Below are 19647 nucleotides of genomic sequence, written 5' to 3' on the forward strand. Positions count from 1 at the left end.
TTCTGCTGACCCCATTCCTACTCCCCCGCGTCCTTGCAGACGTCTGGGCGATAGCTAGAGCAACTGCAAGTCGGGTCAAGAAAAAGTCAGGCAGAAGCGGACAATGACTTTAGAGATTTGTCTAGCATCAAAAGTTGCCACAGCAGTCGGCCATGATCCGAACGGCCCGAAATATGATCATCAGCCAGCAACGAAATGCGCTGCCCATTAAACCATCCAGTCCGAGCGAGTGCAGACGACGATCCAATAGTACGCGCCGTTTCAGCCAAGGGTCCCCGAAACCAGTCCGAGATCGGCGTCACAAAGCCTTGTTTCGGCCGATAGAGGATTTCGTCAGGCAAGTAGCGCTTCATGGTTTTTTTGAGCAGCCACTTCCCCTCGTTACGCCGAACGCGCATGTTTTCAGGCAGGCTTGCAGCAAACTCGATCAAGCGGTGGTCCAGAAGCGGTTCACGCGCTTCAAGGCTTACCGCCATGCTGGTTCGGTCAACCTTCGTCAAAATATCACCAGGCAGCCAGAATTTGAGATCAGCATACTGGGCACGGTCCAAACCTGATCGCGCCGGGGCTTGGCGCATCAATTCCATCAGGGACAATTCGGCGCGATAATCTCCCCGCTGTCTGAGATAATCCGGAGTGTAGAGGGCTAGGCGCAGTTCCGCGGGAATAATACCGACCGCGCGCGCATAAGCTTCTTCGCTGGAAAGGCCCAGTGCCTGAAGCGTGCTCTTGGCGCGCAGCGGGCGCGGCGCCCAGTCAGCCTTAGGATAGAGTGCGCCGAGCCCGCCGAACACTGTCCTACGCAAGCCATGTGGAACCACGCCTCGCAAGCGGTCTTCGGCGTGTTGGAAGACATGACGGCGATATCCGGCAAAAGCTTCATCGGCCCCGTCACCTGACAGCGCCACGGTTACCGTTTCGCGCGCCAGCTGGCACACCCGCCATGTTGGCAGGGCCGAGGCATCGGCGAACGGTTCGTCGAACATTGCGGCCAGTGTTTCGACGTGACCAAAATCGTCTGCCGTTACGTTGCGGCTGCGGTGATCGGTAGCAAAGCGATGCGCGATTTGGCTGGCATAAGCGCTTTCGTCCATGGCCCGTGCATCAAACCCGATCGAACAGGTTTTGACGGGATCGCATCCCGCTTCAGTCATCAAAGCAACAACGCTCGAACTGTCGACCCCTCCCGACAGGAACGCTCCAAGCGGCACGTCGGCGACCATGCGCGATGAAACCGCCTGGCGCATTAGATGCAGCAATTCAGCTTCCAGATCGGCTGTGCGGCCAATCCGCCGGTCGGCAAAGGTGACATCCCACCATTGCGTAGGAGCGGGAAGCGCTTTGCCGTGCTGAAGCGCTAACGAATGCCCAGCCGGCAACTTTTGGACGCCGGAAAGGATCGATCGATGATCGGGGACATAACCCCAGGCCAGGTAATCGTCGATCGCCAGCGGATCTAGTTCCCGCCGTAGCAGCGGATGGGCCAGCAAGCCTTTTAATTCGGATGCAAAGGCCAAACTGCCGTCGCTGAGCGACGCGTAGAACAGCGGTTTAACGCCCAGCCGATCACGCGCCAGAAAGAGCGACCGAGCGCTTTGATCATAAATTGCAAAGGCGAACATGCCGTGAAGGCGCGGCAGACAATCAGCCCCCCAACGCTGCCACGCAGCCAGGATAACTTCGCTGTCCCCATCAGTGTGAAAAGTGGCGCCAGTTGCGCGGAGCTCCTCACGCAGTTCGCGGAAATTATAGATTTCCCCGTTGAAGACAAGCATAGCGCGCCCGTCACGCGCCGCCATGGGCTGCGGCGACCCAGCCACGTCAATGATCGAAAGGCGGCGGTGGCCTAGCCCTACGCCCGGTGCAGTCCATACTCCCGCGCCATCGGGCCCGCGGTGCGCCATTGTGTCGCACATCCGCTCAACCCGCTGGGGTTCGACCGGCTTGGGGGTGGCCAGATGATAGATGCCTGCAATACCGCACATGGCTGGCGCTCCTAGCGCCCTGCGCCGATGCGGTCCATCCATTGGTCAATCGGTCCGATCGCATCGCTGAAAGCCGCAACGTCGTTCGCGGGATCGCGTTCTGATCTTGCCTCGCTCGACAGGATGAGCAAGGCGGTAGGTTGATCTCGCAGTAGCGCGCGATCGCGCAGCGCTGCTAGCTTCAGGGCGGCATTGCTTCCAGTCAACAGGTAGCCTGTCCGATAAAAGGTTACGGCCAAGCGCTCTGTCCCATTTTCAGCACGCAGACGATCGGACCGCGCGTTCGCGTGTTTATCCCCGCTCCCAAGCCAGGACCATCCGCTTTCGGCACGAAGTGCCCCTTCGCCAAAGCCGCCCGCCTCCTTGTTTTCGCGCTGAACTGAATATAGCGCGTAGAACACGTCCACTTGGGCACCCGTCGCATTTACGTAGCGGCCAAGCAGACGGTGTTCTGCACCGGTTGCGCGCGGCTCCCAAGCGAAGGCTGGAACATAGTCGCTGCGCTGCCATCCGGCCACAGCGGGCAGTTTGATGCGGTCTGGCAGGATCGCTGCGCGTCCGTCGGCAGCGCGAGCCCACAGCAAAGCCGATGCTAGCAGAATAAAAAGGCCGATCAGACCAGTGATTGGGCTGGTGGAAGCCTGTTCAAGCCGTGCCAGCGTAAGCGAACGTAAAATTGCCGGAATATCGATCATCGGATCGTCAGCCGCGCGATCAAACCAGCGCCACGATACCCACAATACACTCGCAATTATCGCGCCAAAAAAGACCCAGCCGTAAATCAGGTGGTCAATCCCGCCGGCCCGCTCAGCGCCTACATACTGCGCTGCCAGGATCGTGGAGTAGGCGCGAATCGCGTTGCCCAGAATCGGCGTTGCAATGCACAGAGCCATGAACGCTGCCCGCCGGCGCCAGCTGGTAAAACAAACGTGAGCCGCGAAAACTCCTAGTGCGATCATCGCGATTAGAAATTTCACGCCCGAACAAGCCTCGGCCACTTCGAAAAGTCCTGCCGGCGTTTCTATGAACACCCCATCGATCGCGGCAGGTATGGCGCTCAGTTTGACAAGGGCAACGGTCAAGGTTGCCGTAACCATTTGAAGCAGCGGAACCAACTCGTCGCCAAACGGCACCATAAATGCCATGTATCCGAGCGGGAAAAGCAGGCCTGCAAAGACGCGAGGGCCCATCATGACGAGCAAAGTCGTCGGTAACAGAGCAACAACGGCAGCCTGCCGCAATAGATCGAAGCCGGTTAAGGCGCCCAGCGTCCAGACTATCAAAACGACAGTGGCGACAACCAGACCTGGCCACCACGTCGAAGGTTGCAACATGGATATGGCGTTACTTCGTTGCCACACCAACCAGCCAACCATGACCGGTACCAGCATCATATGATTGTAGGTGGAACTATTCCACCACTGACCGGCGATCCGCCCCCAATCGCTGGAAAACAATGCAAGAAGCGCCAACCAGACAATTCCAAGTCGCAGCAATGCTCCGCGCCAAGCTGGCCCGGGCATCGCCGCTCCCATGCGACGGAGGTAAAGGGTCGGCTCAGGCGACATCACGCGCGCTTGTTGGAGGGGCGCTGAGCATGTCGACCAACGGTGTCAGCGTTGCCTGCCAGCTTAAATGATTAAGTACGAAGCGCCTGGCCTCGGCCCCGATAAGCGTGCGTCGCTGGCCATCGGTAGCCAGGCTAATGACTTCGTCAATCAAGTCCTGGTCGCTGTCCGCGATCAGCAAGTGTCTGCCATCCTGCGCCCCGATTCCCATCGCCGCATCTCCGGTAGCGACTACGGGTAATGCCATGGCCATGGCTTCCAGAACCTTGTTCTGCACGCCACGTGCAATCTCTAAAGGGACCAAGGCAAGATCAGCCGCAGCCAAGTAGCTACGCATGTCGTCCACTCCGCCCCACACGACAACACCGCCCTTGCCGCTATGGTTTAGCAGCTCCTCGTCTGGGTTTCGGCCGACAATATGAAACGTCGTATCAGGTAAACGCGCACGAATTGCTGGGAGAAGGCGGTTGATTACGCGAAGAGCTGCCTCAACGTTCGGAGCATAGTCCATCTGACCCGCAAAAAGCAGTCGCGGACCGGGATATTTGCTTAGATCCGGTGCTGGAACAACAGCAGCTGGATCGAAGAAGCGGCTGTCGATGCCATTGCGCAACGCGCGCACATCGCATTGATCGCGAGCACCGCTCGGTAGTCGCTCTCGAAACAATTCCGCCTCTTCGAATGAAACTAGCAGACTGACATCTACGCGCCGGGCTAGACGGATCTCTTCCGCCGCCAAAAGCCTCGCTTCGCGCGAAAACAGCCAACGCCGTAGACCGTTGGCCTTGTCGGCATAGGCATCAAACTTGGCAGAATCGACATCGACGAAATCAAAAATCACCTGGCCGTCAAAATCATCAGGAATGTACTGCCCCATCTGACCCGAAAATGCATAGATTACGGATATCCCATGCTCTGCAATGACTTGAGCTACATAAGCAGCAATTTCTGAGCTATAGAATGCCGGAATGCTAACTGGCTGGTGGCGCAAGATCGATTGCAAACCCGCAACGATCAGCGGCTTAACGCGCCGGATCAGGCGATAACTGCGCGCAATAGACGCTAGTTCGACTTCTTCGGCAATATCGCGATCGTCGTCGGCAAAGGTTGCAACATGAACCGGGCCCAGTGTCGCTAGCTTGCGCAATACATGATGCGAGCGAATCTTGTCGCCGCGATCAGGCGGGAACGGCATCCTATGCGACAGAAACAGAATGTCGCCGCTCATCCAAGACCTCGCGCAATCCAAGGCCCGACCAGATTGGCAATAGACAGAGGCAGACGCTTCCATAACTCGATTTTGGCGCCGTGAGCATCGCTAGTCGGATCAGTGTTGCGCGGCTCACCGCCTGGTACGGTCCACACCGCATAACTCAGTGGTTGCGCCTCAAAGCCCCAATTGCGTTTGAAATCATAAGCGCCGCTTCCGGTTTTTGAGCGGCCAAAATCGAACCGGTCACATCCTCTCCGGCGGGCGTGGAGCATAAGTTCAAAATACATGCGGTCATTGGCGCGCAGACTACGCGCCATGCGAGTACCGCCTCCCCAATAAGGCATCACTGCTCCCTGATGGTACAGCGAAAGAACACTGGCGACCGGTGCCGGACCGGACCAGACCGTAAGGATGTCGGCATTCGTGCCGAAGCTGTCGAGTACTTCGTTGAAAAGGCGTTTTGGGAACACCGGCGTCCCAAGGTTGCGGACACTTTCGGCATAAACGGCATAGTGAGCGGAGCGGTCAACCACACCACTGCCGATCGTTACCGTCAGATCACTTGCCAATCCCTTGCGCACTTCGGCCCGCTGCTTGCGCGGGATTGCAGTCAGTTGCGCCTCGTCGTCGTCCGCCAATGAACGGACGAAGCCGCAGTGCGCATCCTTGCGGACAGTCCATCCCTTGCGGTCCAGCGGCAGCACGCCGCCGCGAAGTTCAATTGATGGGGCGCCTTCCTCCAAAGCAAGATCTTCGACAGCAGCGAACAGGCTTTCTGATACAGTACGGTCGCTCGCAAGAATGCCGCCACCCACGGCAAAGCCGCTCGAGACCATCGCGCGGCCAAATAACAGCGATCGGATGTCAACCAATGGCAAATGGCCACACAGTTCACCGTCTCGCTCGGCGATCAAGGCAAGAGCACGGTTGCCGGTCGCCACTGCGACGGCACGGATCCAGGCAGGGCGATGGAACGCCGTGCCGTCGCTGTGCCCGGCGACAAGCGATTCAATCCGCGCCCGCTCATTTGGCGACGAAAGATCGCAAATGCGGACCGACGCCGTTTGCGGACGGAAGGGCGCGTTCATGCCGCCAAATCAATTGCAAAATGGGCTTCGCGTAGCGCGAGCACGTCCATGCGCCCCCACGCAAATTCGGTAAGCAGTTGTTCCAGCTTGTCGGCCATCACTGACAGGTTGGTATAATGCCGCACACGCGATCGCAGCGAAGCCCCGGTAACGCGAGGCTGCGCCGGATCAATTTCCCATGGATGAAAATAGAATACTGCGGGGCGCTGGTCGCGGCTGTTTACCTGGCGAATTGCCCAGCGCGAAAATCCATAGGGCAACACACGAAAAAAACCGCCCCCGCCAGCGGCCAAACGGCGCCCGGCGAACTCAGCCGTGGTGACCGGAACCTCGATCAAATCTGACCACGGCAGCGGCTTAAAGGCAAAGCGGGGCGCGTTGCGCCAGCCGTAGTGATCGTGGCTGATCGGCGCAACGCTAGAACTGTAAACGAAGCCCTGCTCTGCCAACACAGCGTAGGCCCATGGCGTACGCTGATCGATTGAAAAGCTGGGGGCACGGTATCCGGCTATGGCCGTTCCCGCGGCGTCTTCCAGAACTTTGCGGCTACGTTCGATGTCGGCGGCAAAGCTGGCTTGATCCATGCGGAATACGCGCGCGTGATCCCAGCCATGGCTGGCCACTTCATGACCTTCGGCAACTATTCGGCGGATCAATGCCCCATGCCGCTGCGCCACCCAGCCTAGCGTGAAAAACGTCGCCTTCACGTCCGCACGGTCGAACATGTCGAGAATTGCATTGCAGTTGCGGTCGACGCGGGATCCCAGCGCGTCCCACTGATCGCGTCCTATCACGCCTTCGAAAGCGCCAACCTGAAACCAGTCTTCGACATCGACGGAAAGGCCGTTAACCAAGGAAGAGTGTGCCATTTTGGCTGTGCTTTTCCGCAACCGTCAGGCAGCTGCGCGGCCGGAATCGTCTGCCTCGATCCACTCAATCAGCATGGTCAGGGTATGGCGAATGGTCCGTTCCTGCTCCAGCATCTTCGCTTCAAGCGCTGCGAACTTGACTTCGAGCTGGTCCATCGCCGCCGCGCTGACTCCGTGACCAATTCCATCTGGTGCAGCCTCGCGCTCATTGGCCAGTTCAATCACCGCCTGTTGCAACTCGGCAATCTGTGAATCGCGCTCGGACAGCAAAGCCTGGACATACGCCAGGTCAACTGCAGGAACCCGGACAGCCGCGGCAAAAGCGTCAGCCTGCGCCGCAGCACCGGCTTCCTCGATCAGACGCTCGGGCTTGGGCAATTGCATCGCGCCATCACGGTCAAGTTCCTCCAGCACCGTACCCAGCATCCCACCGTCGATCCGGCAGCGTTCCTCAATGGCTCCCAACAGCATAAGGCGGTTGCAGATTTGGTTGATGCGGCGTGGGACCCCTCCCGATGCTTCGAACACTTCGGCAAAGATTTCAGGGTCGAAAGCAGGATTTCCTTCCCAGCCCACCTTCGTCAGACGATGTTCTATATAAGCCTGAACCTCGCCTTGCTCCATCGCTTCCAGGTGGTGTGCAGCAATCACACGTTGGCGGAGCTGCTCAAGCTGAGGATGTACCTGGATTGTTTCACGAAATTCGGGCTGTCCCAGCAGCAGGGTTTGCAGCAAAGGATGCGCGCCAAGCTGAAAATTGGACAGCATACGAAGTTCTTCCAGCGCCTCGAGCTCGAGGTTCTGGCTTTCGTCAACGACCAGAAGGCAGCGCCGACCCGCGCGGGCCTCATCGTGCAGGAAAGCTTCGATCGCGCCAAGTGCACTGGCCTTGTCGTGTCCTTCGACGATCAGTCCAAAGGCCTGGGCTACCACATGGACCAATTCCTCACCGTCTAGCTTGCTGGTAACTATCTGGGCGGCGGTCAGGCGCACGGGATCAATGGTTGCCATCAAATGCGCTACCAAAGTCGATTTACCTGCCCCGACTTCGCCTGTGATGACGACGAAGCCTTCGCCTTGAGCCAAGCCATAGGAAAGGTAGGACAACGCCTTCCGGTGCGTCAGGCTCTCGAAATAAAATGCAGGGTCTGGCGTAAGCTGGAACGCTCGCCCTGTAAGCCCATAAAAATCGTCGAACATCGAAGTTACTCCAGGCTCAGAACTGATAGCGGACGCCGGCCAAAGCCTGAGCAGTCCACACGTCTTCGAGGTCTTCGCGGTTGACCCCATTAAGGCCGATAGCGGCGGTTGCGCTCAACCGACTGCTGATCGAACGGTTATAATATGCGGTAGCGCCAACCCCGTTGGTCTTGCCAGCCAAGGCATCTCCGCTATCGAACCAATTGGCCCAAACCGTTGCGCCGGCCGAAGACTGCGCATCAATCTGACCTTTGAGATAAGCACCGATCCACCAGTTTTCGTCGATGGTCAGATTAGTTACACCCAACACCGAATTGGGTGCGGCGATGTAGCGGCGACGATCGTATCCGGCTCCAAGGCCGTATCCGAACCGACCGCTCTTTAAACCTAAACTGGCGTTTACACCGCGACTACGGAACACCGACGACCGCAGGCTGCTAAGCGCGCCGGTAAGGCAGGTGCCTTGCCCGGCCGACACTGGACCCTGCGAAACGACGCACCCATTGAGATCGCCGTTGAGCGGGTTGCGAAGAGCATCAAATTGGGTCGGCAACGCGATAAGCGATTGGTTCAACAGCCCGCCAAGTCCGGTCAAACTGTCGTAAACACTCACATTTGCGTTCATCCGCGTGTTGGGCGCATAGGCAAGACTGCCATAATATGTGGTCGACCCGTAGCGCTTGCCGACATGGGCTTCGAACGCGGTACGTCGGCTTGGCCGCCATAGCACGCCTGCGTCCCAGATAAGTCCTTCGCTTTCAAATGCGATCTGGCGCGGTGCGGAGGTGTCAGTGACAAATCGGCCGTCGGGGCCAATCACTGGCAATCCGGTCAACGTGTCGACCTGTGCATCGCGGCTTGAAACCTTGACTTTCTCCCAGCCCACGCCGCCGACCAGTTGGAGATCGCTGGTAACTGGAACAGCTACATCGCCGCGGGCATGAAAGTCTTCGACACGCTGATCGAGATTGGATATTTCTTCGCGGTTGTACCCGACACCAGCACCCAGGCCGACCGGAAGCGGTTCCCCCGCCTTGGTCCCGAAATGCAGTTCCGCATTGTGCAGGGTTGAGCTGGCAAACAGGTCAACGGGATCCTGCCCCGGTGCCAGTACAAGTGTATCGGGCGTGGTCACCCGGTTATATCCAAAATAGTAATGGCCGTTGATCGCAACATCGCCAGTACGGGTCGCAACGCTGGGTCCCGCGTAAACCGAATAGACCTGGGTGCTGTTGCCGAGTTCAAGCCCGTTGACCGTCGATCCGTTGTTTTCAACCGAACTGCGGGCAGCCATGGCTCCGATTTCAAAATTGATTGCGCGCGGGACGATCGCGGTCTGGAACCGAGCTACGCCTGACAGGGTATCTGAATCGATCGCATTATCGCCCCAGCCAAACCGTCGCTCATAACGCAGCGATACAGAACCCTGGTTATTTCTTCCGGCTATCGCGGCATCAACGCCCGCCGCCAGTGTGGTGTAAGTGAACGTATCGTGGCTTGGCGAAAGCTGGGCGAACAGGGCCTGGCTCGCTTCGATGTAAGGCGAAACCGTAATACGCGGTGCGCGGTTGACGGCAGCGGTTAGCGCGGTGGCGTCGGTGGCGGAGCCGTCATCGGCTACGTCACTGAAAGGCAGCTCTTGCGCTAGTGCGGCGCTAGGCGAACCCAAAGCCAGGACTGCTGCAACAGCAAGTCGGTTGAGATTGCGCGACATGATGATCATCCCCCGTAGCCGTAGTATGAGCCAAAGCGTCGACCGCTTGGGCTGAAGTGCACGGCGTTCAGTAAAAGCTGGATATTCGGACAAGCCGAAAGCAAGTCGATGGCGTCTTCAAGGGCGCCCTGCCCGGTTCGATCAGCGCGTGCGACAAGCACTGCCTGGCCAACATATTTCGCCAACTCCGCTGCTGGAGAAGCGGCCAGCGCCGGAGGCGAATCGAAGATGACAAACCGGTGGGGCGAACCCTGGGTCAAGCGGTCAAGAACATGGCGGGTGCGCGAGCTTGAAAGGTATTCGGAGTCTGAAGTAGTAGCATTGCCAGCGGGCAGCACCCATAGGCCCGGAATGTCTGTCCCGACCACGCAATCGACAACGTCAAGTTCGGGTTTCGCCAGGGCATCCATCAAACCCGGCCCGCCGGGCAGGCCAAGCGAAGACAGGACCGAAGGCTTGGCAAAATCGGCGTCGACCAACAGAACTTCGGTTTCCTTTTCGGCAGCGATCGCCAGGGCAAGGTTCACCGAGGTATAAGTCTTTCCCTCACCCGAGTGGGGCGAGCAAACCAGGACACGTTGCGCTTCGGCACCCATGCCTTGCTGGGCTAGCTGCGAGGCTTGCAGAAGGAGCTGGCGCTTGACGATGCGGAACTCTTCGAGAAGCCCGGTGACGGTACCTTCGGGTACAATCAGCCCCTGTTCGCGCAAATGCTCGCGGCTGATGGCATGCTGCTCGCCGTTGAAACGCACGGGCTCGGCCATTTTGGCCAGCGCAGTAGGTGCAGGCGAACCCATGGGCGAAATCACTTCAGGCTCGACCACTTCGGGACGCGGTTCGGAAAACGCCGTTGGAGAGCGCCGCTCTGCACGCGGCGCTACTTCCGGTTCGACCGGTGACACCACCGCTTCTTCTACCCTGTCGCCTGCGCGGCGGTAGCGGCGGCGCTTGGCAGCCGGGGGAATAAGGTTTTCAGGAATCGCTGGAGAATTGAGCTGCACCAGATCGAAATTGCGGACCACACGCTCGATTAAAGTACCTGTATCTTTCGCCGCGTTCGCAGCTGAGGTGCCTTCGTCAGCGGTGCCGGGAACGGGGATTTTGCTGTGCTTGGTCATTTCAATCCCCTCACGCGACCATGCCGCGCTGAATGTACTCGGCGGTCATGAGCAAGACGAACAAGGCACAAAGGGCGCCGCTTGCGGCGTAGAACAATTTGCCCCACTTTCGGCGCTGGCTGCGTCCGGCATCAGTGAGTGTTGTCGTGATCGCGCCCAGCACCGGCAGATCGAGTGCGCGTTCAAGCTTTGCCGTAGTGGCAAAGGTCGAACGCAACTGGCCTACGGCAAAGGCGGCGGCGACGCCTGCGCCAATGCCGGCAAATAGCACACCCAAAAGCAGTAGCGGACGGTTTGGCCACACCGGCCCACGCGGTGTGGTAGGCGGATCGATTACTTGAAACTTGACCGCACTATGCTCTGTCTGAACCTGACCGCGCAGACGCAGCTCTTCGCGGTCTTGAAGCAATTTGTCATACTGCTGCTTGAGAACATCATAATCGCGGTTAATCCGCTGCTGCTCAGCCGCAACCTGCGGGTTGGTTATTTGCTGCGAAGTAATGCGCGAGATATCACCTTGCGCCGAGGCTCGGCGGGCAGTCAGTCCCATGACCGTGGCCTGACGATCGGCCCTTATCGATTCAAGCGAGCTGTAGGCCGGATTGGGCACGCCACCCGGCCCGCTTTCGGCAGCGGCCGCAGAACGGAGCGATACAACCTGGTTACGCGCAGAGATCACATCGGGGTGGTTGTCGGTCAAACCGCGGGCCTTCATGCTCGCAAGGTCGGACTGCGCTTGCGCCAGCGCGCCGCGTGCACCTCCGCTGGATGCAGTTCCGGGAAGCGTTTTGGGAGTCCCGGCAAGCTGGCCGTTAATTGCAGCGAGCGCACTTTGAGCAGCAGCCAGATCGGCGTCGATTCCGCGCAATTCAGCTCGGCTAGCTTCCAGTTTCTGCAATACCGACAGGCCGCCACCAGCCGCATCGGGATTTAGTGTCTCAAAAGCCAGGCGTTTTTGTTCGGCCGTTTCCAGCTCTATCTGTCGCACGGTAAGCTGCTGGTTCATGAAATCCAGCGACTGGGTCATCTCGCCCCGGTTACCCGACAAGTTTTCCTCACGAAAAATATCGATCATTTTTTGGACAATATCTTGCGCCAGCTTTGCGTTCTGGGCATCCGAGTGCGAACCATCGCCATAACGCGCGGTAATTTCGAACAAATTTTCTTGCTGGCTTTCCACCTTTACGGTTTTGGCCAAGCCTAATATGGTGTTTTCCATCGCTTTTGGCGTAGTAACGTCTTCGCCCAGCCGCGTGCTTCGGACAACTTTTTCAAGATTGACTGCGCTGGTCAGCGTCTGGCGAACCCGGTCTATATCGCGTTTGCTGTCAGACGGAATGCCGGTCACGTCGGCCAGCACATCATCGAGCTGCACAAAAATCCGTGCTCTCGATTCATAGTTATTGGGGATAAACGCAACCAGCAGCCAGCCTATCATGCAAATCGCCCATGCGACCGCAAGTGCTAGCCACCGTCGATGCCAGACGCTGAATAGTGCTGCGCGAGCTTCGTCGAAGATCGAGTTCATGGTGCCCCTGCCCGTCTTTAGAACGCGCTTTCGGGGATGATGATCACGTCCCCGGGCATAAGCATGACATTTGCCGAACTGTCGCCCTTCTTAAGTAAATCGCCCAGGCGAACGGCAAATTCCTTTTGGCTTCCGGCCGTTTTGTCAAAGCGGATCAGCTTGGCCCTGTTCCCCGAGGCGTACTCTGAGAGGCCGCCGACTGCGATCATCGCGTCAAGCAGCGTCATGTTAGCGCGATACGGAAGTGAAGCAGGTTTCTCGGTTGCGCCCACGATCCGGACCTGCTGACTGAAGGTGCCAGCAAATTTGTTGACGATGACCGACGTCAGTGGATCCTGGATATACTGTGACAGCTGGAGCGTAATGTCATCTGCCAGCATTTTGGGGGTCTTACCAACGGCCGGCATGTCGGTGATCAGCGGCGTCGTAATGCGCCCGTCGGGACGCACCTGTACTTTTGCCCCCAGTTCCGGGTTACGCCAGACGAAAATAGTCAGTTCATCAAGCGGCCCGATGACGTACTCTTCGCCGGGCCCTTCCTGCATCGCCACAAACGACGCTGGCGGAAGCTGAGGTCCGGCAGATCGCCCGGCACAGCCACTCAGCGCCAAACTCAAAATAGCAGTACTGGCCAGTAATTGATTCACACGGGTAATCGGCATCGGCCAAGTCCTTTTTGCACCTTACCTTCGCGCAGCAAGGCCTTACCCCGCGCGGCGATACGGTTGTTCACGTCCCGCTATCGGTAAAAAGGGTGAATATTGCGTTAGCCTTGAACCCAACTAGCCGGGTTTCAGAGGGATTTGTCAGCCCAGTCCCATTATGGAACGGGTGGGACAGTCCTTGTTAAACCAGCATTTCGACTGCTGGACCGTGCCCAAGGAATTGCGCCGGACTTGCACTAGCGCCGTATGCGCCGGCACAAAAGACAACGACCAGATCACCGATATCGGCGCGTGGGAAACCACCCTTCTCCGCAATGCGGTCGAGCGGCGTGCAAAGGCAGCCAACTATACTGGCCTCTTCCTCTACCAGCGCATCAAACCTGCTGGCGATCGCAACCGGATAATTGCGGCGAATTACCGTACCGAAATTGCCGGTTGCAGCCAGCTGATGGTGCAATCCGCCATCAACCACCAGAAAGGTCTCACCATGACTGCATTTCCGGTCTACTATTCTTGTAAGATAAATGCCTGCTTCACCAACTAGATAGCGGCCCATTTCAAGACAGAATCGAGTTGCCTTCAGCACGTCCGGCAGCTTTTCAAAAGCATCTGCAATGCGTTGACCGATCAAGATCAAATCTACCGGCAAATCGCCGGGAAAGTACGGAATACCCAAGCCTCCGCCCAGATTGCATTGCGGCAGAGCGTGGCCGGTTGCTTCGGCTAAGCGTGCCGCAAGTCCCAGTGTTTCAGCCTGAGATTGCACAATCGCTTCGCTGTCAAGCGATTGGCTTCCGGCGAAAATATGAAAGCCACGCCAGTCGGCCCCTGCCTGGATGATCCGCCTGGCCAAATCTGGCACTTGGTCGGCATCCACGCCAAACGGCTTGGCCCCACCGCCCATTTTCATGCCGGACCCTTTTAAGTCAAAGTCTGGATTGACCCGGATCGCAAGACGCGGCGTTATGCCCAACTGCTCCGCTATACCCAATACGCGGTCAGCTTCACCTGACGATTCAAGATTTAGCGTGACACCCGCCGAAATCGCAAGCTCAAGCTCGAAGTCGCGCTTTCCCGGACCAGCAAAGCTGATCCGTGCAGGATTGATGCCCGCTGCCTGAACCAGCGACAGCTCACCGCCAGAGGCGATATCAAAGCCATCGACCAAACCATCCATCAAACCCAAAATTGGCGCAAACGGATTCGCCTTAATCGCATAGTTTAGTGAAAGTCGGCCTGGCATTGCCTGGCGCAAGGCGGACAAGCGTCGCCGGATTAGTTGTTCGGAATAAACAAACAGCGGCGTTGATCCGCCAGCAGCCACCAGCGCGCTGGCCTTTCGTCCGGAAACAGCCAACTCTCCTTCGATATTGGTGAAACCCGGCGGAATAGGCCCTAACGGCTTCATGCCGTTAGCTCTTCGGCCAATGCGGCCCGGTCGATCTTGCCGTTGGGCGATAGTGGCAACACTGACCGCCAGTGAATTTCTTTTGGCTGCATGAAATTAGGCAATTCTTTCATAAGAATACGCGGCAATTCTTCTTTTGCGTGTGAACTTTCAGTACGCGGACGCACTACAAGATGTACCGCATGCCCCAATCTTTTGTCCTTAATCCCGAGCGCGACGGCCTCAGCCACCAAGCCGGTGGCAAGCGCGGCCTCCTCGACTTCTTGGGGGCTGACGCGATTGCCGGCGCTTTTGATCATGGCGTCACGGCGACCGACAAAGCTGAGCAGACCTTGCGAATCTCGGCGAACCCGATCGCCCGACCAAACCGCAATGCCGCCATATTGCGAAGCTGAGGGCGCCTGTCGAAATCTTTCAGCCGTACGTTGTGGGTCTTGCCAGTAGCCTTGAGCAACAAGGGGGCCGCAATGGACTAACTCACCCTCTTCGCCGATCTCGGCGACATCGCCGGAATCGTTGATCACCAGAACTTCTGCATATGGGATCGCGGTACCGATCGATGTCGGGTGGTCATCAACCAGCGCAGGATCAAGATATGTTGACCGGAATGCCTCAGTCAGCCCGTACATTGGAAACAGCTTCGCCTGCGGAAAAAGCGTCCGCAAGGAGCGCACCAAATCTATTGTAAGCGATCCGCCGCTATTAGTGAGCCGTCGTAGCGGCGCCACAGCTTCGGCAGGCCAATTCAATTCGATCAACTGTACCCATAACGGCGGCACAGCAGCAAGCGTGGTGACGCAGTACCTGGCGACCGACTTCGCCACATCACGCGGGGTCAAAAAATCCAGTGGAACAACGCTTGCGCCGGCATACCAGTGCGAAAGGAGCTGATTTTGACCATAATCGAACGAAAGCGGCAAAACCGCCAGCGCACGGTCATCTGCGGCCAAGCCAAGGTATTGCGCTACGCTTTGCGCCCCCAACCACATGTTGGCATGGCTAAGCATGACTCCCTTGGGAAGCCCGGTGGAGCCCGAAGTATAAAGGATCGCAGCCAGATCACCGGGTTCGCCCGGTGCAGTTGTGACCCGGATTGCCTGGCCTTTGGCAAACAACACTGCTTTCTCGTCAGCGAGAATACACGATTGAGGAATGTCTCCTGAACTCAAGGTAGCAAGTCGCGCTTCATTTGCGATCAGCAGTTGCGCGCCACTATCCGCAAGAATATGCCCTACCTGCGCGCGTTTGAGCAGGGGATTGATCGGGACGTGAACCAGTCCGGCCCGCGCCGCAGCAAGCGGCATAAGGCATGTCAACTCGCCCTTCGCGGCCCAAGTCGCCACGCGTTCCCCTTGCGGCTTTACCTGCGCCTGTAACCATCCTGCCAAGGCAGCGACACGATCCCTTAAATCCTTGTAACTAAGAATGCCCTCGCGCAGGACCAGCGCGGGGTCGTTATCCCGGCCGCGCAAGGCAAGCTGATCAAGCGTGCGGATTGAATTAGGCGGTTCGGCAGGCACGGGGAATCCAAGGCTCCGGAAAGGAATAAATGGCGTGATCGTGGTTAACTATCACGATGATCTTAACGAAGTGCAAGGCGACGCAGCCACAGCTGCGCTGCTGACTGCGCCATACGCTACAGCGCCCTTCGACCGTATCGAATGGTGGCGCAATCTTGCCGAAACCTGCGCCATGACCCCAATGATTGTCATTTCATCAGACGGCCTTGATCGCGCGATTTTGCCGTTAATGCGCCAACGGCGCGCTTTGGTCGGCTTCCAAAACTGGTATTCCTTTCGCCTTACCCCATTGATTTCCAAGGCATCACGGCGTGCGGAATTGCTAGAAGAAATGGCCAGCGCGCTGGCTTGTGAGGCGCCGCGGATAACTCTCGACAGACTGAGCGGGGAAGATGCGCAAGATCTCGCAAGTGCCTTCAGGGTTGCGGGATGGAGCGTTTGGCAAGCACCGAGCGACACTAACCACATCCTTAATGTTGGGGGCAGTGACTATGCGTCGTTTCTAGCGGCCCGTCCGGGGCAATTACGCTCCACCCTGAAACGCAAGAGCGGCAAGTTGGATGTCGAACTATTTCGTACCTATGATGCACACGCCTATGCTTCCTATGAGCAGATCTACGCTGATAGCTGGAAGCCAGAGGAAGGATCAGCGGCATTCCTGCAACGTTTTGCGCAAGAGGAAGGAGCGGCCGGACGCTTGCGCATGGCAATCGGATCGGTCGATGGCTCTCCGGTTGCCGCCCAATTCTGGACCGTCGAAAATGGTACGGCTTTCATCCACAAGCTCGCCCACCGCAACGACGCCAAAGCTCTTTCGCCCGGTACCACTTTGTCAGCCGCGCTGTTCGAAGAGGTAATTGATCGCGACCGTGTTTCGATGGTCGATTTCGGTACGGGTGACGATGCCTACAAGCGCGACTGGATGGATGATGTGCGAATCCGCTACCGGCTTGATATGCTCAGGCCGCAATGGCCGGGAAATTGGCCAATAATCGCCCTCTATGCCTTGCGCCGCGCCACGCAGCGCGGGTAAGCCATACGGGCCATTCGTAAAACGAGACTGCCATGACTGCCTCAATCGATGACAAGTTGCGACATGTGCTGGCCGACGTACTCGGGCTCGCCCATGATAAATTGATCTCGTTCACCGCCGATACCGGCCTATTCGGACATCTGCCTGAACTAGATTCCATGGCGGTCGCAGGATTGCTAACCGAGCTTGAAGACCGCTTTGATATCGTGATTGATGATGATGAAGTCGATGGCGATCTGTTCGAAACCTATGGATCGCTGCTGGATTTCGTGAAGGCCAAGCGCGAAACGGCGTGACACCTTCGTATTATCCTTGCCCGTTGCCCGGTGGCGGTATCGCGGATGAATACGCGTTAGTTTTTGACCAAGCTCGCGCCACGCGAATCCTTATTATCCCTGCGCTTTTGGACGAAGCCAACAAGTTGCGGCACTTTACGGTCGAGGTGATGCGCCGCCTTGACGGCGCGGGCATTGACAGCTTTTTGCCTGATCTGCCGGGCTGCAACGAAAGTGGCCAGGATCTGGCGACAATCGAACCTGAAGACTGGTCGACCGCGATTCACGCCGCTTCCCGTCATTTTGCCGCGACCCGGGTTCTGGCAATCCGCGGCGGAGGGCTGTTGTGCCCCCCGGCGATGGCCGGCTGGCATTATGCGCCTCTCAAGGGTGCGAGCATTCTCAAGACGCTGCTGCGTGCTCGCATAATCGCCGCGCGAGAGGCCGGGCGAGATGAAAACATTGATGACCTTCTGGCCAACGGCCTTGAAGATGGCATAGAACTAGCCGGCTTTCATCTGTCCGGGGAAATGTTGCGCCAACTGCAATCGCTCGTTCCGCAAACGCGCAGCGAAATCTGCATCGTCGATCATGCCACCATTGGGGGTCGTGCTTTGTGGCTGCGCGCCGAACCTGATTTCGATCCTGTGCAAGCCGATGCCTTGGCCGCTGTGATCGTGATGAGCCTTACCGCGTGAGGCAACATGTAACCTTCACTTGCCGCGGCAGCTTCTTGGCGGGTACGCTCGACCCGGGTCATAAGCCCACCGGCCTGTTGATCGTCAGCGGCGGTAATGAAGTTCGTTCGGGTCCGTGGAACTGCCAGGCTGACCTTGCAAAACACGTCGCCGCAGTTGGTTTTCCGGTGTTCCGCTATGACCGCCGCGGCGTAGGCGACAGCGAGGGCGAAAATACCGGCTTTGCCAATAGCGCGTCTGATATCGCAGCGGCCTTGCGTGCCTTTCGCTTGCATGAGCCGGCACTGGAACGGATCGTCGCATTCGGCAACTGCGATGCTGCAAGCGCGCTGATGTTGGCAGGCGGCACAGGCTGTGATGGTTTAGTGCTCGCTAATCCGTGGACCTTCGATCCCGTGGCCAGCGACACTCCTGCAGCCCCTGTCATGACCACTCAACGCCTGAGAGCGCATTACCGGCGCCGTCTTAGCGATCCGCGCGCGTGGCTGCGACTGCTGACCGGAAAAGTCGCTCTCGGCTCGCTCACCTCCAGTTTTACGGGTGCGGCAGTCCTCAATCGCAGATCCAGTGATCTCTTTGTACAAATAAAAGGCGGACTGTTGCCGTTCGAAGGACCAGTCAAAATATTGATTGCGCAAAACGACCGGACAGGCCTGTCCTTCCTAGACCTGTGGGACAAGGCCGACCCAAGGTTGCATCTTTGTCCCGATGCTAGCCATAGCTTTGTCGAACGCGATGCACGAAGTTGGCTTCTAGGCCAAATCTTGAAAGCGTTGGAAACCTAATAGGCTGCCGACTGCGCAACTTCGAAATTGCGCTCGGCTACAAAGCGTTCGGCATCAAGCGCCGCCATACAGCCGGTCCCGGCGGCCGTCACCGCTTGGCGATAGGTATGATCCATCACGTCGCCGCAGGCAAAGACGCCAGGAATGGCGGTCTTGGGAGTGCCCGGCTCGACAATCAAGTATCCGCCAGCGTCGACAGCAAGCTGCCCTTTAAACAAGTCTGTCGAAGGGGCATGGCCAATTGCCACAAACGCGCCGTGGGTCGTTTCGACCGATTCCGCGCCAGTAACCGTATCCCGCAGGGCTACTCCAGTCAGACCTTTCTCATCACCGACAAACCGCTCTACGGCCTTGTTCCACAGCACCTTGATGTTCGGATGGGCGTGCAAACGGTCTTGCAGTATCTTCTCGGCGCGCAAACTGTCGCGGCGATGGATCAAGGTAACGTCCTGCGAATGGTTGGTAAGGTATAGCGCCTCTTCGACAGCCGTATTGCCGCCGCCGATGACGACCACTTTCTTGCCGCGATAGAAGAAGCCGTCACACGTTGCACAGGCTGAAACGCCCTTGCCAGAAAGCTCCTGCTCTCCAGCCACACCCAGCCACTTGGCCTGGGCGCCCGTGGCTATGACTAGCGTTTCCCCCTCATAAACATCGCCACCATCGCCAACGGCGCGGAACGGTGGGCCCGCCAGATCAACGCTAGTGATGGTGTCCCACAACATGCGAGTACCAACATGTTCAGCCTGGGCCTGCATTTCCTGCATCAGCCAAGGACCCTGGATTACATCGCGGAATCCCGGATAGTTTTCGACATCGGTTGTGATCGTTAGCTGGCCACCAGGTTGCAGGCCCTGGACGACGATCGGCTCAAGCCCGGCGCGGGCACCGTAAATCGCAGCGGAAAGCCCCGCCGGACCTGATCCGATAATCAGCATCTTGGTGGTGAAGGTAGTCATGAAAAATGTCCCGAACTGTCT

The 19647-nt window shown here is 58.0% G+C and carries 17 protein-coding genes; 4 read left to right on the forward strand and 13 right to left on the reverse strand.

All coding sequences use genetic code 11. From position 1 onward, the window contains the following. Positions 1-86: 86 nt before the first annotated feature. The 12 genes from Q0L62_RS13720 to Q0L62_RS13775 form a co-directional block, all read right to left on the reverse strand. Positions 87-1985: an XrtA/PEP-CTERM system amidotransferase gene (locus Q0L62_RS13720; protein WP_296680960.1), complete on the reverse strand. Its 1899-nt coding sequence runs from the start codon at positions 1983-1985 to the stop codon at positions 87-89. 11 nt (positions 1986-1996) lie between these two features. Next, entirely contained in the window at positions 1997-3508 is a 1512-nt protein-coding gene (xrtA, locus tag Q0L62_RS13725; RefSeq protein WP_296680963.1) for an exosortase A, read from the reverse strand. A 34-nt stretch (positions 3509-3542) separates the two neighbouring features. After that, entirely contained in the window at positions 3543-4781 is a 1239-nt protein-coding gene (locus Q0L62_RS13730; RefSeq protein ID WP_296680965.1) for a TIGR03087 family PEP-CTERM/XrtA system glycosyltransferase, read from the reverse strand. Then, positions 4778-5854, reverse strand: a complete 1077-nt coding sequence (locus Q0L62_RS13735; protein ID WP_296680969.1) for a FemAB family XrtA/PEP-CTERM system-associated protein — start codon at positions 5852-5854, stop codon at positions 4778-4780. Before Q0L62_RS13735 ends, Q0L62_RS13730 begins: the two co-directional genes overlap by 4 nt. Then, a complete protein-coding gene (locus Q0L62_RS13740; protein WP_296680972.1) occupies positions 5851-6723 on the reverse strand; it encodes an XrtA system polysaccharide deacetylase in 873 nt (290 codons plus the stop codon). Before Q0L62_RS13740 ends, Q0L62_RS13735 begins: the two co-directional genes overlap by 4 nt. A 24-nt stretch (positions 6724-6747) precedes the next feature. Then, positions 6748-7923, reverse strand: a complete 1176-nt coding sequence (locus Q0L62_RS13745; RefSeq protein WP_296680975.1) for an XrtA/PEP-CTERM system-associated ATPase — start codon at positions 7921-7923, stop codon at positions 6748-6750. Between the two features lie 16 nt (positions 7924-7939). Continuing rightward, positions 7940-9637 (reverse strand): preprotein translocase subunit YajC, encoded by a 1698-nt coding sequence (locus tag Q0L62_RS13750; protein WP_296680978.1) that lies wholly within the window; start codon positions 9635-9637, stop codon positions 7940-7942. 5 nt (positions 9638-9642) lie between these two features. Further along, the gene (locus Q0L62_RS13755) at positions 9643-10755 is read right to left on the reverse strand and encodes an AAA family ATPase (protein WP_296680980.1); all 1113 of its coding nucleotides are present in this window, start codon (positions 10753-10755) and stop codon (positions 9643-9645) included. Between the two features lie 10 nt (positions 10756-10765). Continuing rightward, a complete protein-coding gene (locus Q0L62_RS13760) occupies positions 10766-12283 on the reverse strand; it encodes an XrtA system polysaccharide chain length determinant (RefSeq protein WP_296680983.1) in 1518 nt (505 codons plus the stop codon). A gap of 17 nt (positions 12284-12300) precedes the next feature. After that, positions 12301-12945 (reverse strand): XrtA/PEP-CTERM system exopolysaccharide export protein, encoded by a 645-nt coding sequence (locus tag Q0L62_RS13765; protein ID WP_296680989.1) that lies wholly within the window; start codon positions 12943-12945, stop codon positions 12301-12303. Positions 12946-13129: 184 nt separating this feature from the next. Next, positions 13130-14356, reverse strand: a complete 1227-nt coding sequence (locus tag Q0L62_RS13770) for a pyridoxal-dependent decarboxylase, exosortase A system-associated (protein WP_296680992.1) — start codon at positions 14354-14356, stop codon at positions 13130-13132. Next, the gene (locus Q0L62_RS13775) at positions 14353-15876 is read right to left on the reverse strand and encodes an acyl-CoA ligase (AMP-forming), exosortase A system-associated (protein WP_296680997.1); all 1524 of its coding nucleotides are present in this window, start codon (positions 15874-15876) and stop codon (positions 14353-14355) included. Before Q0L62_RS13775 ends, Q0L62_RS13770 begins: the two co-directional genes overlap by 4 nt. Positions 15877-15910: 34 nt before the next feature. Here Q0L62_RS13775 and Q0L62_RS13780 point away from each other — a divergent pair, with 34 nt between their 5' ends. The 4 genes from Q0L62_RS13780 (at position 15911) to Q0L62_RS13795 (ending at position 18667) form a co-directional block, all read left to right on the forward strand. After that, positions 15911-16909: a GNAT family N-acetyltransferase gene (locus tag Q0L62_RS13780; RefSeq protein ID WP_296681000.1), complete on the forward strand. Its 999-nt coding sequence runs from the start codon at positions 15911-15913 to the stop codon at positions 16907-16909. 32 nt (positions 16910-16941) lie between these two features. Next, the gene (locus tag Q0L62_RS13785; protein WP_296681003.1) at positions 16942-17205 is read left to right on the forward strand and encodes a phosphopantetheine-binding protein; all 264 of its coding nucleotides are present in this window, start codon (positions 16942-16944) and stop codon (positions 17203-17205) included. 107 nt (positions 17206-17312) lie between these two features. Further along, complete coding sequence (locus Q0L62_RS13790; RefSeq protein ID WP_367183306.1) at positions 17313-17882, forward strand: hypothetical protein; 570 nt, start codon at positions 17313-17315, stop codon at positions 17880-17882. Continuing rightward, positions 17879-18667 (forward strand): hydrolase 1, exosortase A system-associated, encoded by a 789-nt coding sequence (locus Q0L62_RS13795; protein WP_296681011.1) that lies wholly within the window; start codon positions 17879-17881, stop codon positions 18665-18667. Before Q0L62_RS13790 ends, Q0L62_RS13795 begins: the two co-directional genes overlap by 4 nt. Here Q0L62_RS13795 and trxB read toward each other — a convergent pair. Then, positions 18664-19626, reverse strand: a complete 963-nt coding sequence (gene trxB, locus Q0L62_RS13800; protein ID WP_296681014.1) for a thioredoxin-disulfide reductase — start codon at positions 19624-19626, stop codon at positions 18664-18666. The two genes, Q0L62_RS13795 and trxB, sit on opposite strands and share 4 nt — an antisense overlap. Positions 19627-19647: the final 21 nt, after the last annotated feature.

It is taken from the genome of Novosphingobium sp., assembly GCF_024642085.1.
Lineage (GTDB): Bacteria > Pseudomonadota > Alphaproteobacteria > Sphingomonadales > Sphingomonadaceae > Novosphingobium.